Source organism: Achromobacter sp. ACM04, from assembly GCF_014851465.1.
GTDB classification, from domain to species: Bacteria; Pseudomonadota; Gammaproteobacteria; order Burkholderiales; family Burkholderiaceae_B; genus Achromobacter; species Achromobacter aegrifaciens.
In genome coordinates, this window is sequence record NZ_JACUZS010000003.1 from 351,293 (window position 1) to 367,588 (window position 16,296).

Genomic DNA, 16,296 nt, shown 5'->3' on the forward strand with positions numbered 1-16,296 from the left:
GAATCCCGCGATTCCTCCTGCCCGCCGGGTACCGGCGCGGTGCGGCGGGCAGGGCCGTTCAGAAGAAGGTTTCGGCCACGTCGGTAACGCGGTATTGCTCGTCCACCAGCAGCACCTGGCGCCACTTGTCGAAGGTCAGGCAGGGGTGGGAAATATCGAAGGCGATCATGTCGCCGACCTGGATGTCGTCGCCTGCGCCGATCTGCATGAAGGCGTGCTGGTCCATCATCGCGCTCAGCTTCCAGTGGCCGGGAGCCTGGCCGGGCGCGGCGTCACGGCCGGGGCGGTACAGCGCGGCGGGCGTGGGCAGGCCGGCGTCGAAGGCGGCGTCGCGCTTGCCCATGGCGACGATGGCGCGGCCCGGTTCGGGCAGAGACTGTACGTAGGCCCAGACCTGCAAGGCCGGCTGCAGGCCGGGTTCCATCTTTTGCGCGACCGGATTGTGGGCGTTGATGCGCTCGGCGGCCGAGCGGTAGATGCCGACGTCATGCGACAGGTAGCAGCCAGGGCGCAGCACGATTTCCAGCGGCGCGCCGATGTCCAGTTGCGAGAATTCTTCGGCCACCACGTCGAACCAGGCGGAGCCGGCGCCAGAGATCAGGGCGGGGCCGTTCTTGCGCAGGCGGCCGGCGGCGGCGAGGCCGCGCAGGGCGTCGGCGGCGCGGCGCAGGAAGGCGCGGATGGCGTCTTCTTCCTGCAGCACGCCTTCGTAGACTTCGATGCCGGCCAGGGCCAGGCCGGGCCATTTGCCGATTTCGTCGACCAGCGCCCGCAATTGGGCGTCGTCGCGCACGCCGGTGCGGCCGCCTTGCGGGCCCAGCTCGATCAGCACCGGCAGGGTCAGGCCCTGTTCGCCGAAGTACGCGCCCAGCTGGGCCGCGTTGGCCGGGGAGTCCACTATGCAGAAAAAGGTGAAGGCCGGGTCGCGCAGCAGGTGCGCAATGATGGCCATGTTGGCGCGGCCCACCAGCTGGTTGGCCATCAGGATCCGGCGCACCCCATGCTGGTAGGCGGCCCGGACCTGCGGGGCGGTTGCCAGCGTGATGCCCCAGGCGCCGCCGGCGATCTGGCGCTGGAACAGAGCCGGGCTCATGGTGGTCTTGCCATGGGGCGCCAGCTTGACCTTGTACGCTTCCATGAAGCGCTGCATCCATTGCAGGTTGTGGCGCACGCGGGCTTCGTACAGCACCGCCACGGGCAGGCTGACGTCCTCATTGAGCAGGTTCCAGTTCAGCGCCGCCACGCCGGCGGTGGTACAGGATTCCGGAAAGGCGCCCAGGCCTTTGCCGTTCACGTCCAGGGGGGCTGCGGGGAAGGAGGAGTTCGTCATGGGGCGCCTGCTATGGAAAATATTTACGTCAAACCTGGTTTTTTTCATTATCGTGAAAAGAATTTACAAGCGGGAGTTAGGAGTTTCCCGTAGTCGGCGCTGGCCGGCGGTTGGCGCGACAATAGGAAAAACCTCCGACACAAGGAAGCGTCATGCTGAAAGTTGCTTTGGGCCAGTTCGCCGTCAGCCGCGTCTGGGAAGAAAACGCCCAGGTCTGCATAGACTTGATGGAGCGCGCCCGCGCCGGCGGCGCCGGCCTGCTGGTCTTGCCCGAAGGCATCCTGGCCCGCGACATCACCGATCCGCAGATCGTCCTGAAGGCTGCCCAGCCGCTGGACGGTCCCTTCATGAGCCGCCTGCTGGAAGCCAGCCGCGGCTCGCAGTTGGCGACCATGATGTGCGTGCATGTGCCGACCGGGGAAGGGCGGGTCTGGAACACGCTGGTGACGCTGCAAGACGGCAAGATCCTGTCGCAATACCGCAAGCTGCACCTGTACGACGCCTTCAACATGAAGGAATCCACCAACGTCACGCCCGGCGTCGACATCCCGCCGCTGCTGGACATCGGCGGCCTGCGCGTGGGCCTGATGACCTGCTACGACGTGCGCTTCCCCGAACTGGCGCGGCGCCTGGCGCTGGACGGCGCCGACCTGCTGGTGCTGCCGGCGGCCTGGGTTCGCGGCCCGTTGAAGGAAATGCACTGGGAAGTGCTGGTCACGGCGCGCGCGCTGGAAAATACCTGCTATGTGGCTGCCACCGGCGAATGCGGCGAACGCAACATCGGCTGCAGCATGGTGGTGGATCCGCTTGGTGTGGTGACGGCGCGGGCGGGCGAAGCCCCGGCTCTGGTTTTCGCCGATATCGACCCCGAACGCCTGGCCCATGCCCGCAAGGTATTGCCGGTGCTGGCGAACCGGCGCTTCGCGCCGCCGGGACTGGCCTAGGACCGCTAAGGGAGGCAGGCCCGCGCCATGGTGTAATGCTGGCTTGAATTACTTGCTGTCTCCCCTCATCTTCTGCCAATGAGCAACGATCTCTTCGCGGCCGATCCTGCGCATCGGCCCTATGTGCCCCTGGCCGAGCGGCTGCGCCCGCGGACCCTGTCCGACGTGGTCGGACAGTCGCATCTGCTGGGGCCCGACAAGCCCCTGCGCGTCGCCTTCGACTCGGGCCGGCCGCATTCCATGATCTTCTGGGGGCCGCCAGGCGTGGGCAAGACCACGCTGGCGCGCCTGATGGCGGACGGCTTCGACGCGCAGTTCATCGCCATCTCGGCGGTGCTGGGCGGGGTCAAGGACATCCGCGACGCGGTCACCGTGGCGCAGGTGGCGCAGGGCCAGGGACGACGCACCATCCTCTTCGTCGACGAGGTGCACCGCTTCAACAAGGCGCAGCAGGATGCCTTCCTGCCCTATGTGGAAAGCGGGCTGTTCACCTTCATCGGCGCCACCACCGAAAACCCCTCGTTCGAGGTCAATTCGGCGCTGTTGTCGCGGGCACGGGTGTACGTGCTGCAATCGCTTACCGCCGAGGAGCTGCAACAGCTGGTCGACCGCGCCGTGCAGGCCCTGAACGACGGGCTGGAAGAGGGCGAGCGCATCCATGTCGAGGCCGACGCGCGCGAACAGCTGGCGGCCTGGGCCGACGGTGACGCGCGCCGCCTGATCAGCGCCGTGGAAGTGGTGGCCGAGTCGGCCCAGGCCGCCGGCCGCGATACGGTGGACGCGGCCTGGCTGGAGATCTCGCTGTCGCAGAACCTGCGCCGCTTCGACAAGGGCGGCGACGCGTTCTACGACCAGATCAGCGCACTGCACAAGTCGGTGCGCGGCTCCAACCCAGACGCCGCGCTGTACTGGTTCTGCCGCATGATCGACGGCGGCGCCGATCCCAAATACCTGTCGCGCCGGCTGGTGCGCATGGCGGTGGAAGACATCGGCCTGGCCGATCCCCGCGCCACCGACCTGGCCGTGAACGGCGCCGACATCTATGAACGCCTGGGCTCGCCGGAAGGCGAACTGGCGCTGGCGCAGGCGGTGGTCTACATGGCCTGCGCGGCCAAGTCGAACGCCGTCTACAACGCCTACAACCAGGCGCGCAAGTTCGCGGCCGAGCACGGCAGCGCGCCGGTGCCGATCCACCTGCGCAATGCGCCCACCAAATTGATGAAGCAGCTGGGCCATGGCAAGGCCTACCGCTACGCGCACGACGAGCCGCACGGCTACGCCGCCGCCGAGCAATATTTCCCCGATGGACTCAATCCCTCCTTCTATCGGCCGACCGATCGCGGCCTGGAGGCTAAAATCCAGCAAAAGCTGGCATTCCTGCGCGAGCTGGACGCACAGGAACGCGCCAAGAAACGGTAACGGGCGTCGCCCGTTGCTTCACGCAACCTCACCGATATCACCATGCTAGACCCGATACTGCTGCGCAAAGACCTGCAAACCGTCGTAGACCGCCTCAAGAGCCGTGGCGTGTCCTTCGACACGGAACGGTTCAATGAGCTGGAATCCCGCCGCAAGGCCGTCCAGACTGAAACCGAGTCCCTGCAAGCCCGCCGCAACGCGCTGGCCAAGCAGATCGGCCAGCTCAAGGCCAAGGGCGAGGACGCCAGCGCCGTCATGGCCGAATCGCAGGCCGTGCCCGTGCGCCTGAAGCAGCTGGAAGAAGAGCTGGCCGCCTTGCAGCAGCCGCTCAATGAACTGCTGATGTCGGTGCCCAACCTGCCGCACGCCAGCGTGCCGCTGGGCGAATCCGCCGACGACAACGTCGAAGTGCGCCGCTGGCTGCCGGGCGCGGCCGGCGCCGACGGCAATCCGCCGGCCCTGGCGTTCGAGGCCCGCGACCACGTCGCCATCGGCGAGCCCCTGGGGCTGGACTTCGACATGGCCGCCAAGCTGTCCGGCGCCCGCTTCTCGTTCATGCGCGGCCCGATTGCGCGCCTGCACCGTGCGCTGTCGCAGTTCATGCTGGACCTGCAGACGGGCACGCACGGCTACACCGAGTGCTACACCCCCTACATCGTCAATGCCTCGACGCTGTACGGCACGGGCCAGCTGCCGAAGTTCAAGGACGATATGTTCGCCGTGTCCAAGGGCGGCGGCGACGACGATCCCAAGGTCGACGACCAGGGCAAGCCGTACGTGCGTGAAGACCAGTACCTGATCTCCACCTCGGAAATCACCTTGACCAGCGTGGCGCGCGACACCATCCAGGCCGCCGCCGACCTACCGCTCAAGCTCACGGCGCACACGCCGTGCTTCCGCTCGGAAGCCGGCAGCGGCGGCCGCGATACCCGCGGCATGATCCGCCAACACCAGTTCGACAAGGTTGAAATGGTGCAGATCACCCAGCCCGATCAGTCCTACGAGGCGCTGGAAGACATGGTGGGCCATGCCGAGCGCGTGCTGCAACTGCTGGGCCTGCCCTACCGCGTTGTGCTGTTGTGCACGGGCGACATGGGCTTCGGTTCGGCCAAGACCTATGACCTGGAAGTGTGGCTTCCCGCGCAGAACACCTGGCGCGAGATTTCCTCGGTGTCGAACTGCGAAACCTTCCAGGCCCGCCGCATGCAGGCGCGCTTCCGCAATGCCCAGGGCAAGCCGGAATACGTGCACACGCTCAACGGTTCGGGCTTGGCCGTGGGCCGCGCGCTGGTCGCCGTGCTGGAAAACCACCAGCAGGCAGACGGCAGCGTGCTGATTCCGGAGGCGCTGCAGCCTTATATGGGCGGCCTGACGGTGCTGAATCCGGCACCGAAAGCCTGACGCTTTTCAGCTGTCCATCCGTCATTTGGCGGAGTAAAAGACGGAGCCTTCGGGCTCCGTTTTTTTTTATTATCTGTACATATTCCTGTCGCCTCGGGCCTTTAAGCTGCCTGCGCGAGTGTTTGATTATGATGTGAGCAATTGTGTATTCCAATAAAAGGGCCGGATAGTTACGGCACAATATGCCCCGTGTGCTACACGCTTCATTCACTTAAATAACAAGGAGTTGCCCATGACTTCAAGAATGATTGGAGATTTTCGTGTGAGATGCTCCGTGGCTCAGGAAGACGAGCAGGGCTACCGTGTGCAGATATGGACGCGCCGGGTTGGCGGCACCGCGCCGGAAAAGTGCTGGACCGTGCCCGGACAGGCGCCGTTTTCGAGCCTGCACGAAGCCGAGCAGGAAAGCCTGCAACTGTTCCAGGGCATCAACGGCGTGCGTTTCAACGGTGAACCGGAGTTTGCCCATGCGTCCGCATAATGGTTGGTGGCGGTCGTCGAGCGAGCCCCGCCGTTGGATCGATCTCGTTCAGGAAACGCCGCGGTGGAGCGATGCCAAAGCCAGCAAGGCTCCGCAGCAACCGGTGGTGTTGGTCGGCAAACCCGTGCAGGCTCCTGCAGCCTGAGGTGCTTTCCGCGCGGCACCGGACATTGCCCCGCAGAAAAAAAGGCCACTCGCAAGAGTGGCCTTTGCTTTTTCCGGCGCCTGGCGGCCGTCACGCATTAATCGCGGTCGTGTCCGCGACCACGGCCGTGGTGGTGGTCATGTCCGCGTCCGCGGCCATAGTAATAGCCGCGGTCGTAATAGCGGCCGCCGCCGCGGTAGTACACCGGCGCCGGGTAGACCACCGGCGGCGCGACATACACCGGCGCGGGGCGGTAATAGACGGGCGGCGGGGGCGGCACATACACGGGCTGCGGCGCGACGTAGACCGGCGCGGGGTATACGATCCCCGGTATGCCGATCGAGATGCCGACGTCCACGCGAGCCAAGGCGACGCTGGAGATCAGCAGACCAGCGGCACCAGCACCAGCGATAAGCCATTTTTTCATCTTGCACCTGCCTGCCGCTTGACGCAGCAAAGTTGAGTATTCGTTGATGCCATTTTCGGGCTTTTCGATCAGGCAGACGTAAGCGGGCCCGCGTCAATCGCGACAATCCGCAACCGTCCCCGCCCATATGGCATGCGGCTTGCTGCTACGCAACAGCGTGAGTCCGCTCTGATGCGGCCGCGATTGAAATGGATTGAAATCGCCTGGAATCAGGTGAAGCCGGGTGGCCAGGTTACAGGCAGTCACCATCCGCCCCTGTTTCCGCGTAACGACGTTGCGCGGGCGCACCAGTTTTTTGGGGCAGGAGCTAGGCGTCCAGCTCCCCATCGGCCTGTTGGCGACGGAATTCGACCACCCAGACCCACGGGTTCGCTGCCCAGGCGTGCGAGCCGTAACGCTCGCACCAGGTCAAGGCGAAGGCGGTCTGCAGCGGCACGCCCGGCAATAGGGCGGAGCTTTGGTACAGGGCTTGCGTGCCTTCGGCGCGGGCATCGGCTTCGGACAGCGTTTGCAGGCGCTGGACGCGCACGCCCACGATAACGGCGGTGGCGAAGGTATTGCCGGCTTCGTCGGTCAATTCGATACTGTCGCCGGATTTTCCAAATGGGCACCTGACCCAGCTTGAGGTCTTGCGCAATTCGGATGGATTATCCAGCGACGGGCCCATGGCCACCCATCTGCCGGAATCCGCGGCGTCCGCATACCAGACCGTGGTCAGTTTGGTCGGTTGCGGCTTCAGGATGCGCCGGCTCTGCACTTTACGGCCGTCCAAAACAGCTTGTTTAAGCGGCTCGCTGAATTGAAGAGACTGCCTTTTCATACGCTCGCGGTTCCTCCAACGGTCAAAGCATATGCGCCAATGCGGCGACAGCCTGGTCGACGCATGCCTACTGTGCGGGCGGTTTGGGCCTGGAATCGGGAAGTATGCCGCCTCAAGGCCATCATGTCAGGCATGAGCTGGATTTATGTGTCTTTTTGAATACGGCGCGGGGATGTTTGTATACTCGAAACATGACTACGAACCTGCATGATCTCAAGCCGGGTTACTACTGGTACACCATGGCAAATGACCCGCTCGCCATCATTCATATCCATGAGGATGGCGGCGCCACGCTGATGGGTACGGATTACCGCATCGGCGCCGAAGGCGTGGCCGACATGGTCCGCCAGGGTGAACGTTTCTTCTGGATAGAACCGCCCCAAGCCTGAGCTTGATGGCGCGTGCCGCCTGGTCTGCGCAAGGCCGGCCGCCACGCGCGGCGCCTGGAATCCTGCCATGACCAATCTGTTTTTGAAGAATGTCCGCGCCCCGCAAGGCGGTGCGGTGGACGTGCTGGTGCGCGACGGGCGCATTCAGGGTATCGGGCCGGGCCTCGCCGCCGCGCCCGGCATGCCTGTCGAGGACGGCGCAGGCGCCTTGCTGCTGCCTGGCCTGGTCGAAGGCCATACTCACCTGGACAAGACCACCTGGGATTCGCCCTGGTACGTGAACGAAGTGGGCCCGGCGCTGACCGACCGCATCGAGAACGAACGCGTCTGGCGCGCCCGCAGCGGCCATGACGCGGCCAGCCATTCGCGCGCCCTGGCGCTGGCCTTCCTGCGCGAAGGCACGACCCGCATCCGCACGCACGTGGACATCGACACCGACGCCGGGTTGCGCCATCTGGAGGGTGTGCACGCCACGCGCCAGGAGCTGGCCGGACGCGTCGAGATCCAGACCGTGGCCTTTCCCCAGTCGGGCCTGCTGGTCCGGCCCGGCACGGCCGAGCTGCTGGACCAGGCGCTGGCGCAGGGCGCGGATGTGCTGGGCGGGCTGGATCCCTCGGCGATAGACCGCGATCCGGCGAGGTCGCTCGACGTGCTGTTCGGCCTGGCGGACAAGCATCACAAGCCCGTCGATATCCATCTGCACGAGCCGGGCGAACTGGGCGCCTTTACCCTGGACCTGATCCTGGACCGCGTCCAGGCGCTGGGTATGCAGGGCAAGGTTGTCATCAGTCACGCCTTCTGTCTGGGCGGCGTCGACGCCAAGCGGCTGGACGGCCTGCTGCGGCGGCTGGCCGCGCTGGACGTGGCCTTGCTGACGACCGCGCCGCCGTCGCGGCCCGTGCCGGCCGTGCGCGCCTGTCGCGAGGCGGGGGTGACGATCTTCGGCGGCAACGATGGCATCCGCGATACCTGGACGCCTTACGGCAGTCCCGACATGCTGGCGCGCGCCATGCTGATCGGGCTGCGCAACGACCTGCGGCGCGACGACGAGGTCGAATGGGCGTTCGATTGCGTGACCGCCGCCGCGGCCCGCGCCTGTGGTTTCAGGGACTATGGCCTGGCGCCGGGCGCGCGCGCCGACCTGGTGCTGGTCGACGCCAGCTGTATTGCGCAAGCCGTGGCAACGCGCGCGCCGCGCCGCCTGGTGGTGTCGGGCGGCGTGGTCGTGGCGCGCGACGGCCGCGACGCAAACGCACAGGGCTGATCTTCCGCGCTCAGTCCAGGCCGAGCTGGGTCTCGGCCATTTCCACGAAGGCCTGCATCAGCGCCGAACGCACGCCGGAGCGCAGCCAGACCGCGCCCACGGTGCGCACCGGGCAGGGCGGCGGCAAGGGCCAGCGCCTGACGCGGGCTGACGGTTCACCGGTGGTCGCCCAATCCGGCAGCAGCGCCACGCCCAATCCTTCCGACACCAGTTTGGCAATGGAATCGATTCCATCCAGCTCGAAGCGCACATGCGGCCGCAGGCTGCGCGCACGCAGGTAGTCGTCGGCCATCTTGCCGCCCACCACGCTGCGGTCATAGCAGATATAGGGTTCGCGAGCGATGACTTCCAGCGGATCGCGCACCTTCATGTCGGCCGGCGTGACCAGCACCAGCGGTTCTTGCCGCAGGTCGCGCCAGGCGCAGGTCTTGGGGATGGCGAATAGCGGATGCACCAGCAGCGCGCCGTCCAGTTCGCCGGACAGCACCTTGCCGTAGAGCAGGGTGGTGGGCGCGGGTTCTATGTAGATTTCAATGTGGGGATGGCGCGCGGTCCAGGCGCGCAGCACGGGCGGCATGATGCCGGTCAGCGCGGTGGGCGTGGCGCCCAGGCGCAAAGGGCCCGCCGGCAGTTCGGTGTCGGACGCGGCCGAACGCAGGTCGCGCACGTCGCGCAGGATGGCGCGGGCGCGCTCCAGGATCCGCATGCCGGCCGGGGTGGGCTTCACGGTGCGGCCGGAGCGCGCGATCAGGGCGCTGCCCATGTCCGCTTCCAGCGCGCGCAGGCGCTGCTGCACCGTGGCGGGCGTCAGCCCCTGGTGGCGCGCGGCCTGGGCGATGGAACCCAGCTCCACCACGTGCACATAGGTTTGCAGAAAGCGCGAATCCACGAACCAGCTTCTCCTGAAAAGATGCTTTTTCCATATTCTAAAGATGGATGAAGATAATTGTTGTTTTCTTTTGCCGCGGCAAGAATACGTTCAGAGCGTTGAGGCCCCGCAAGCCGCGCAGGCCCCGCCCGACCATCCCGATTACCAAGGAGCCAGTTGTGCCCATCATTGAATCCATAGACGTGTGCGCCGCCGCGGTGCCCCTGGACAAGGTCACCTCGTTTTCGAACCGCACCGTGTCCACGCGGCACTACGGCCTGGTGAAGGTTCGTTCCTCCGACGGCGTGGAGGGCATCGGCTTCTGCTACGTGGGCAGCGCCGGCGGCGCCATCTTCGAAGCCGCGGTGCAGAACCTGCTGGGCCCCGTGCTGCTGGGCAAGGATTCGCTCGCTGTCGAAGGCCTGTGGCAGGCGATGTACCAGGAAGCCCTGCTGCAAGGCCGGCAAGGCACGGTAATGCGCGCATTGAGCGCCCTGGACATCGCGCTGTGGGACCTGAACGCCAAGACCGTCGGCCTGCCGCTGCACAAGTACCTGGGCGCGGTCGAGCTCGAAACCGTGCCGGCCTATGCCAGCGGCGGCTATTACCTCGACGGCAAGACGCCCCAGCACCTGGGCGAGGAAATGGCGAGCTACGTGGACAAGGGCTTTCGCGCCGTGAAGATGAAGACCGGCCGCCTGTCCCCGGCCGAGGAAGAGGCGCGCCTGAAGGCGGCGCGCGAGGCCATCGGCCCCGACGTCGAGCTGATGATGGACTGCAACAACGCCTGGCAGGACGTGACTCAGGCCATGCAGTACATCCGCCGCTTCGAACAGTACGATCCGTACTTCATCGAAGAACCCTTCGGCCCCGACGACATCGACAGCCACGCCAAGCTCGCGCGCCTGACGCGCCTGCCCATCGCCACCGCCGAGATCGGCTACGGCCGCTGGTATCACAAGGAGCTGCTGGACAAGGGCGCAGCCGGCATCCTGCAGACCGACGCCGCCGTCTGCGGCGGCATCACCGAATGGAAGCGCATCGCCGCTACCGCTGCCAGCTACGGCGTCGTGGTTTGCCCGCACTGGTTCCATGACGTGCATGCGCCGCTGGTCGCCGCGACGCCGAATGCACGCTACGTCGAATTTTTCTGGGACGATCAGGTCCTGAACTTCCGCAGGCTGGTCGACCGCCAGTTGACGCACAAGCAGGGGCGCGTGGTGTTGCATCAGGAGCCCGGCCTGGGCTTCGGCTTCGACGAGCGCATGGTCGAGCGCTACGGCAAGTGGAGCCGGGTCGCTGGTTGAGGGCAGGGCGCGCGGCCTGCCGGCCGCGCGCAGCAGCGCAGGAGCATCGCAGCCAGGCCGCGCCAGACGGCCGCTTGCGGTGAGCGGTGACAGAGTTTCGAGAACCAGTCGCCGGCCATCGGACCGGCGCGCGAGGAGACAGCAATGCAACGTAGGCAATTCATGACCGGCGCCGCGGCGCTGGGAGCCGCGCTGGTCCTGCCGGCGGCGGCGCGGGCGCAAGACCTGCCGCAGGGGCCGGTGAAGATCGTGGTGGGCTTTCCCGCCGGCGGCGGCACCGACGTGCTGGCGCGCCTGCTGGGGCAGAAGCTGGGCGTGATGTGGAATATTCCCGTCATCGTCGAAAACCGCGCGGGCGCGGCCGGCATCATTGCCGCCGAACAGGTGGCGCGCCAGCCCAACGACGGCAACACGCTGTTGATGGCGCACGTCAACAGCCACGGCATCGCGCCGGGCCTGCAACCCAAGCTGGCCTATTCGGTGGACCGCGACTTCACGCCCATCGCGCTGGTCGGAAAGACGCCCACCATCCTGATCGGCGGCGCCTCTCAGCCCGCCAAGACGCTGCCCGAGCTGGTCGCGCTGTGCAAGGCGCAGCCGGGCAAGATCGTGTTCGGTTCGGCCGGCAGCGGTTCGGCGCAGCACCTGGCGCTGGAGATCTTCAAGGCCCGCGCCCGGATTGATGTGCTGCACGTGCCCTACAAGGGTTCGGCTCCCTTGATGAACGACCTGCTGGGCGGCCACGTGCAGTACTGCTTCGAAGGCATGACCACCGCCACGCCGCTGGTGCAGTCCGGCAAGGTGATCGCGTTGGCGCAGACTCTGCTGCAGCGCTCCAAGAGCCACCCCAATGTGCCGACCGTGGCCGAACAGGGCTATCCCGGCTTCGAGGCCAGCATCTGGTTCGGCATGGTCGGTCCGGGCAAGATGCCGGCCGCCATGGTCCAGCGCATGAACCAGGACATCGACCGGGCGCTGGCGATGCCGGATGTGCAGGAAAAGCTGGCGCAGGTGGGCGCGGAGGATGGCGGCGGCAGCGTCCAGCGCTTTGCCGACTTCATGAAGCAGGAGCAGCAGAAGTACGCCCAGACCATCCGCGACGCGAAGATCGTGGCGGAAGGCTGAAACGCCGGCTGCGAGCGGAAATTGATGGAGACACTGCCCCCTCAAAAAGTGTAAAAAGATATAACCTCGCCAGCCGGCGATCCCTGGGGACGGCCTCGATGCCGCGCAAGTTTGTAATCGGCATCGCCATCGCTCTCGCCGCCGCCGCGGCGCTGTTGCCCATCGGCTTCGCGCTGCACATGTCCTGGTCCCGCGCCGTCGCGGGCGAACAGCGCTATCTGGACGACCAGGCCCAGCGCATCCTGAGGGACACGCAGGACTTGCTGGACCAGACCGTGACCACGCTGCGCGATCTGGACGGGCTGGCATTCGAACCCTGTTCACCCCAGCACATCCGCCATATGCGGGCCCTGGCCCTGAGGGACCGGGCCGTGGACGATCTGGCCTACGTGGCGGGCGGCATCGTCCAGTGCACCACCTGGGGCGTGCCCAGCTACGAAGAGCCGCTGGTTCCGGCCCAGGTCGAACTGGCCAATGGTGGACGCCTGTTGCTGGACGCAGTGCCCGTCTTGAGCCCCGGCATCAGGATGGTGGCCGTGCGCCACGGCGATTACAGCGCCTTGTTCGAACCAGGCCGGTTCACCGAAAAGGCGCTCACGGACGGCGCGCAACTTGCCGTGGTCCTGCCGGGCGTGGGCATGCTGGGCACCCGCAACGACCCCGATCTCGTGCTGGTATCGCAGGCGCTGAATGGCGGCAAGCTGGACATCGACGAGGCCTATCTCAGCGCCGTCGCCCGCAATGCGGACCTGGCCGTCGTCCTGCTCGAACCTCAAACCGAAGCGCTGGACATGCTGCCGCGCGAACGCCTGTTCTGGTTGCCCATGGGGACGCTGGTCGCGGCAGCCATGATCGCACTGGTCGTCTGGCTGTCGCGCCGGCGCCTGTCGATCGCGGGCGAATTGGCCGCCGGCATCAGGCGGCGTGAATTCGTCGTCCACTACCAGCCCATCATCGACCTGCGCACTGGCCGCTGCATCGGCGCGGAGGCGCTGGTGCGTTGGATCAGGCGCGGCGGCAAGACCCTGAGACCTGATCTGTTTATCTCGATCGCCGAGGACAACGGCCTGATGGCCCGCATCACCGAAGAGGTGTTTCGCCTGGTGATCCGGGATATGGAGGATCTGCTGGGCGAGGACCGGGGAGCGCACATCTCGGTCAACCTGAGCGCCAGCGATCTCAAGGATGGCGGGGCGTTGCGGGTGTTGCAGCGCATGCTCGAAGGCACGGTCATCGATCCCCGGCAGATCTGGCTGGAAGCCACCGAACGCGGCTTCATGGACGTGGACAAGGCCTGCAGCGTGATCGAACAGGCCCGGGCGCAAGGCCATGCCGTGGCCATCGACGACTTCGGCACGGGTTACTCCAGCCTGTCCTATCTGCAGCGGCTGCCGCTCGACTCGCTGAAGATCGACAAGTCCTTCGTCGACACCATCGGCACCGATTCCGCGACCCACAAGGTCACGGACCACATCATCGACATGGCCAAGTCGCTGAACCTGCTGACCGTGGCCGAAGGCATCGAACGCCAGGAACAGGAAGACCACCTGAAAGCGCGCGAGGTGGATTTCGGCCAGGGCTGGCTGTACGGCAAGCCCATGCCGGCGCCGGAGTTCATCGCTTACTACAAGAAAAACGTGGCCAGCACGCCGCCGCCCAGCCGGCTGCCCGACGCGCGGAGGTGAGGGCGGCAGAAGCGCCTAGCGCGCCTGCGGCTCCACCCAGCCTGCCGTTGCCGAGATCGAGCGGGCTTTTTCACTGAGCAGCCGCGCCGTGTCGGATTGCAGGTCGTCGTCGATGGCGCCCACCGGGCCCATCAGCGTGATGGCCGCCTTCATCTCGCCCAGCATGTCGAAAATGGGCGCGGACAGCGACGTGAAGTGCGGCAGCAGCGCGTCGCGGCAACGGCTGAGGTGGTGTTCGAGCACTTCCTCGCGGATGGCCTGCACGTCCTTTTGCGTGTAGGACTTGCCGCCATATCCGTCCGAACCGGCCGAGGCCATTTCCTGTTCCAGCAGTTCGCGCGTGCTGGCTTCCGGCAGGTGCGCCAGGAAATTGCGGCCCAGCGCCGAGGACAGCAGCGGCAGCACGCTGCCCACGCGCAGTTCCAGCAGGGGGCGGCTGCGAGCGCCTTCGACGCGGTAGACGATGGTCGGGCCCTTGTTGCCCCACACGCCCAGGAACACGGTGTGGCCGGTGACCGCGGCCACTTCGGCCATGATGGGCCGGGCGGTGGTGAATACGTCGAACTGTTCCAGGGCCGCCAGGCCCAGCCGCAGGGCATAGGGACCCAGGCCGTAATGGCCCGTATCCGCGTGCTGCTGCACCACGCCCACCTTCTGAAAGCTGACCAGGTAGTAGTGGACGTTGGGTACCGTCAGTTCACAGGCATCCGCGATTTCCTTCAGGGGCAGGGGGCGGCCGGCCTTGCGGATGACGTCCAGGATCCGGAATCCCACTTCGATCGACTGGATGCCCCTGCGCGCGGCGGCAGGCGCCTGTTCCGCGTTCTTTTCCATCTTGCCGGCGGGCCTTGCCATTGCTGCCTCCACTGTTTTTCTGGCGGGAGTGTAGCAGCGGGGCGGACCCTTGCCGCCCGGGCGCGCGGGCGGCTTCGCCGGGTTTCCCCTAGTTTTTCAGGTCCTGGGTTAAGTTTGATAATAGTTAATGAATACAGCATTATCAATCTAAAGCGATTGGGGAAAGCAAGCATGGAAGCGAATGTGGCAATGCCGCGGATCGACGCCGGTCCGACGCTCAGCAGGAAAGAGGAACGCCAGGTGGTGGTGGCCTCGACCCTGGGCACCTTGTTCGAGTGGTACGACTTTTTCATTTACGGGACCCTGGCCGTCTTCATGAGCCAGGTGCTGTTCCCGCAGGACAACCCCACGGTGGCACTGCTGGCCGCGCTGGGCGCGTTGGCGGTGGGCTTCATCATCCGGCCCCTGGGCGCCGTGATGTTCGGCTACCTGGGCGACAAGCTGGGCCGCAAGTACACCTTCCTCATCACCGTGGTGATGATGGGCGGCGCAACCGTCCTGATCGGCTGCCTGCCCACCTATGAATCGGCCGGCCACCTTTCATGGATCCTGCTGCTGACCCTGCGCGTGGTGCAGGGCCTGGCGGTGGGCGGCGAGTACGGCGGCGCGGTCATCTATGTGGCCGAGCACTGCGAACCCAAGCGCCGAGGCCTGCTGACGGGCTGGATCCAGATCACGTCCTCGGCGGGCCTGATCCTGTCCCTGATCGTGATCCTGTGCACCCAGGCATCCATGAGCGCCGAGGATTTCCGCCAGTGGGGCTGGCGCCTGCCGTTCATCCTGTCGATCGTGATGCTGGCGATTTCGATCTACGTGCGCGCCAAGCTGCACGAGTCGCCCGTGTTCACGCGCATGAAGCAGCAGAACCGCCTGTCCAAGAACCCGGTCAAGGAGACCTTCGGCCAATGGTCCAGCCTGCGGCTGGTGCTGCTGGCGCTGATCGGCGTCACCGCCGGCCAGGGCGCTACCTATTTCACCGGCCAGTTCTACGTCATGATCTTCATGCAGCAGGCCGTGCAATTGGACCAGACCAGCGTCTACACGCTGATCCTGATCGGTTTCATCATCGGCGCGCCGACCTTCGTGCTGTTCGGCTGGCTGTCGGACCGCATCGGCCGCAAGTGGATCATGATGGTCGGCTTGTTCGTCGCGGCGCTGGGCTACCACTCCATGTTCGACGTGCTGCTCAAGGCGGGCAACCCGGCCCTGGCGCAAGCCATGCAGACCACCCCGGTGCGCGTGCATGCCGACACCAGCGGCGGCGCCTGCGATTTCGGACTGCAGGCCGCCATGATCGGTAGCCACGCCGACCACAAGAAGGTCTGCGTGCAGGCCAAGAAATTCCTGGTCGGCAAGGGCATCAACTTCGAATACGCCGCGCCGCTGCCCGGGCAGAGCATCGCCATGAGCGTGGGCGGCACGACCGTCAACGGCTTTGACCGCGCCGCCTACACCAGCGCGCTGACGGCCGCCGGCTATCCGGAGCGGGCCGACCCCGCACGCGTCGACCGCACGACCATCATCCTGATCCTGGTGCTGATGACGGCCGTGGTCGCCATGGTCTACGGCCCGGTGGCGTCCTATCTGGTCGAACTGTTCCCGGCCCGCATCCGCTATACGGCGCTATCCTTCCCGTACCACATCGGCGCCGGCATCTTCGGCGGCATCGTGCCCTTTACCGCCACCTACCTGGCTCAGGCCAGCGGCAATATCTTTGGTGGCCTGATGTATCCGGTCGTCGTGACCGCGGTGGTCGGCGTCATCGGCAGCCTGTTCCTGCCGAACACCCGCGCCCGCGCCATCGACGAAGACGCTGCACACTGAGAAAGAGGAGAG

General features: G+C 66.0%; 15 protein-coding genes. 10 read left to right on the top strand and 5 right to left on the bottom strand.

Going from position 1 to position 16,296, the window contains the following annotated elements; translation table 11 throughout:
* Positions 1–58 precede the first annotated feature (58 nt).
* Positions 59–1,330, bottom strand: coding sequence for an amino acid deaminase (locus IB259_RS17980; protein ID WP_054450114.1), 1,272 nt, complete (start codon positions 1,328–1,330; stop codon positions 59–61).
* A gap of 152 nt (positions 1,331–1,482) precedes the next feature.
* Between IB259_RS17980 and IB259_RS17985 the strand changes: the two genes are divergently transcribed.
* From IB259_RS17985 to IB259_RS18000, 4 genes are all read left to right on the top strand, one after another.
* Positions 1,483–2,274 (top strand): deaminated glutathione amidase, encoded by a 792-nt coding sequence (locus IB259_RS17985; RefSeq protein WP_082400636.1) that lies wholly within the window; start codon positions 1,483–1,485, stop codon positions 2,272–2,274.
* A 78-nt stretch (positions 2,275–2,352) separates the two neighbouring features.
* The gene (locus IB259_RS17990; protein WP_054450116.1) at positions 2,353–3,693 is read left to right on the top strand and encodes a replication-associated recombination protein A; all 1,341 of its coding nucleotides are present in this window, start codon (positions 2,353–2,355) and stop codon (positions 3,691–3,693) included.
* A 42-nt stretch (positions 3,694–3,735) separates the two neighbouring features.
* Positions 3,736–5,094 carry a serine--tRNA ligase gene (gene serS, locus IB259_RS17995; protein WP_054450118.1) on the top strand — a complete coding sequence of 453 codons (1,359 nt, stop codon included), beginning with the start codon at positions 3,736–3,738 and terminating at the stop codon, positions 5,092–5,094.
* A gap of 232 nt (positions 5,095–5,326) precedes the next feature.
* Entirely contained in the window at positions 5,327–5,575 is a 249-nt protein-coding gene (locus IB259_RS18000; protein ID WP_082400638.1) for a hypothetical protein, read from the top strand.
* A 242-nt stretch (positions 5,576–5,817) separates the two neighbouring features.
* Here IB259_RS18000 and IB259_RS18005 read toward each other — a convergent pair whose 3' ends face one another.
* Both IB259_RS18005 and IB259_RS18010 read right to left on the bottom strand, forming a co-directional pair.
* Positions 5,818–6,147: a virulence factor gene (locus tag IB259_RS18005; RefSeq protein WP_119450778.1), complete on the bottom strand. Its 330-nt coding sequence runs from the start codon at positions 6,145–6,147 to the stop codon at positions 5,818–5,820.
* Between the two features lie 307 nt (positions 6,148–6,454).
* Positions 6,455–6,967: a hypothetical protein gene (locus IB259_RS18010; RefSeq protein ID WP_054450123.1), complete on the bottom strand. Its 513-nt coding sequence runs from the start codon at positions 6,965–6,967 to the stop codon at positions 6,455–6,457.
* 191 nt (positions 6,968–7,158) lie between these two features.
* On the opposite strand from IB259_RS18010, the gene IB259_RS18015 reads away from it, so the two are divergent.
* Together IB259_RS18015 and IB259_RS18020 are read left to right on the top strand one after the other, a co-directional pair.
* Positions 7,159–7,356 (top strand): hypothetical protein, encoded by a 198-nt coding sequence (locus IB259_RS18015; protein ID WP_013391913.1) that lies wholly within the window; start codon positions 7,159–7,161, stop codon positions 7,354–7,356.
* Between the two features lie 67 nt (positions 7,357–7,423).
* On the top strand, positions 7,424–8,620 hold the full coding sequence (locus IB259_RS18020; RefSeq protein WP_175159471.1) for an amidohydrolase family protein: 1,197 nt from the start codon (positions 7,424–7,426) through the stop codon (positions 8,618–8,620).
* Between the two features lie 10 nt (positions 8,621–8,630).
* On the opposite strand, the gene IB259_RS18025 is transcribed toward IB259_RS18020, so the two are convergent.
* A complete protein-coding gene (locus tag IB259_RS18025) occupies positions 8,631–9,509 on the bottom strand; it encodes a LysR family transcriptional regulator (RefSeq protein WP_175159473.1) in 879 nt (292 codons plus the stop codon).
* A gap of 158 nt (positions 9,510–9,667) precedes the next feature.
* Here IB259_RS18025 and IB259_RS18030 point away from each other — a divergent pair, with 158 nt between their 5' ends.
* From IB259_RS18030 to IB259_RS18040, 3 genes are all read left to right on the top strand, one after another.
* On the top strand, positions 9,668–10,795 hold the full coding sequence (locus IB259_RS18030) for a mandelate racemase/muconate lactonizing enzyme family protein (protein WP_054450128.1): 1,128 nt from the start codon (positions 9,668–9,670) through the stop codon (positions 10,793–10,795).
* Positions 10,796–10,939: 144 nt separating this feature from the next.
* Complete coding sequence (locus IB259_RS18035) at positions 10,940–11,920, top strand: tripartite tricarboxylate transporter substrate binding protein (RefSeq protein WP_192329812.1); 981 nt, start codon at positions 10,940–10,942, stop codon at positions 11,918–11,920.
* A gap of 98 nt (positions 11,921–12,018) precedes the next feature.
* Positions 12,019–13,605 (top strand): EAL domain-containing protein, encoded by a 1,587-nt coding sequence (locus IB259_RS18040; protein ID WP_054450132.1) that lies wholly within the window; start codon positions 12,019–12,021, stop codon positions 13,603–13,605.
* Between the two features lie 15 nt (positions 13,606–13,620).
* Here the strand turns inward: IB259_RS18040 and IB259_RS18045 are convergent, their stop codons facing one another.
* The gene (locus IB259_RS18045) at positions 13,621–14,460 is read right to left on the bottom strand and encodes an IclR family transcriptional regulator (protein ID WP_054450135.1); all 840 of its coding nucleotides are present in this window, start codon (positions 14,458–14,460) and stop codon (positions 13,621–13,623) included.
* A gap of 171 nt (positions 14,461–14,631) precedes the next feature.
* Here IB259_RS18045 and IB259_RS18050 point away from each other — a divergent pair, with 171 nt between their 5' ends.
* On the top strand, positions 14,632–16,284 hold the full coding sequence (locus tag IB259_RS18050) for an MFS transporter (RefSeq protein WP_054450137.1): 1,653 nt from the start codon (positions 14,632–14,634) through the stop codon (positions 16,282–16,284).
* Positions 16,285–16,296 lie beyond the last annotated feature (12 nt).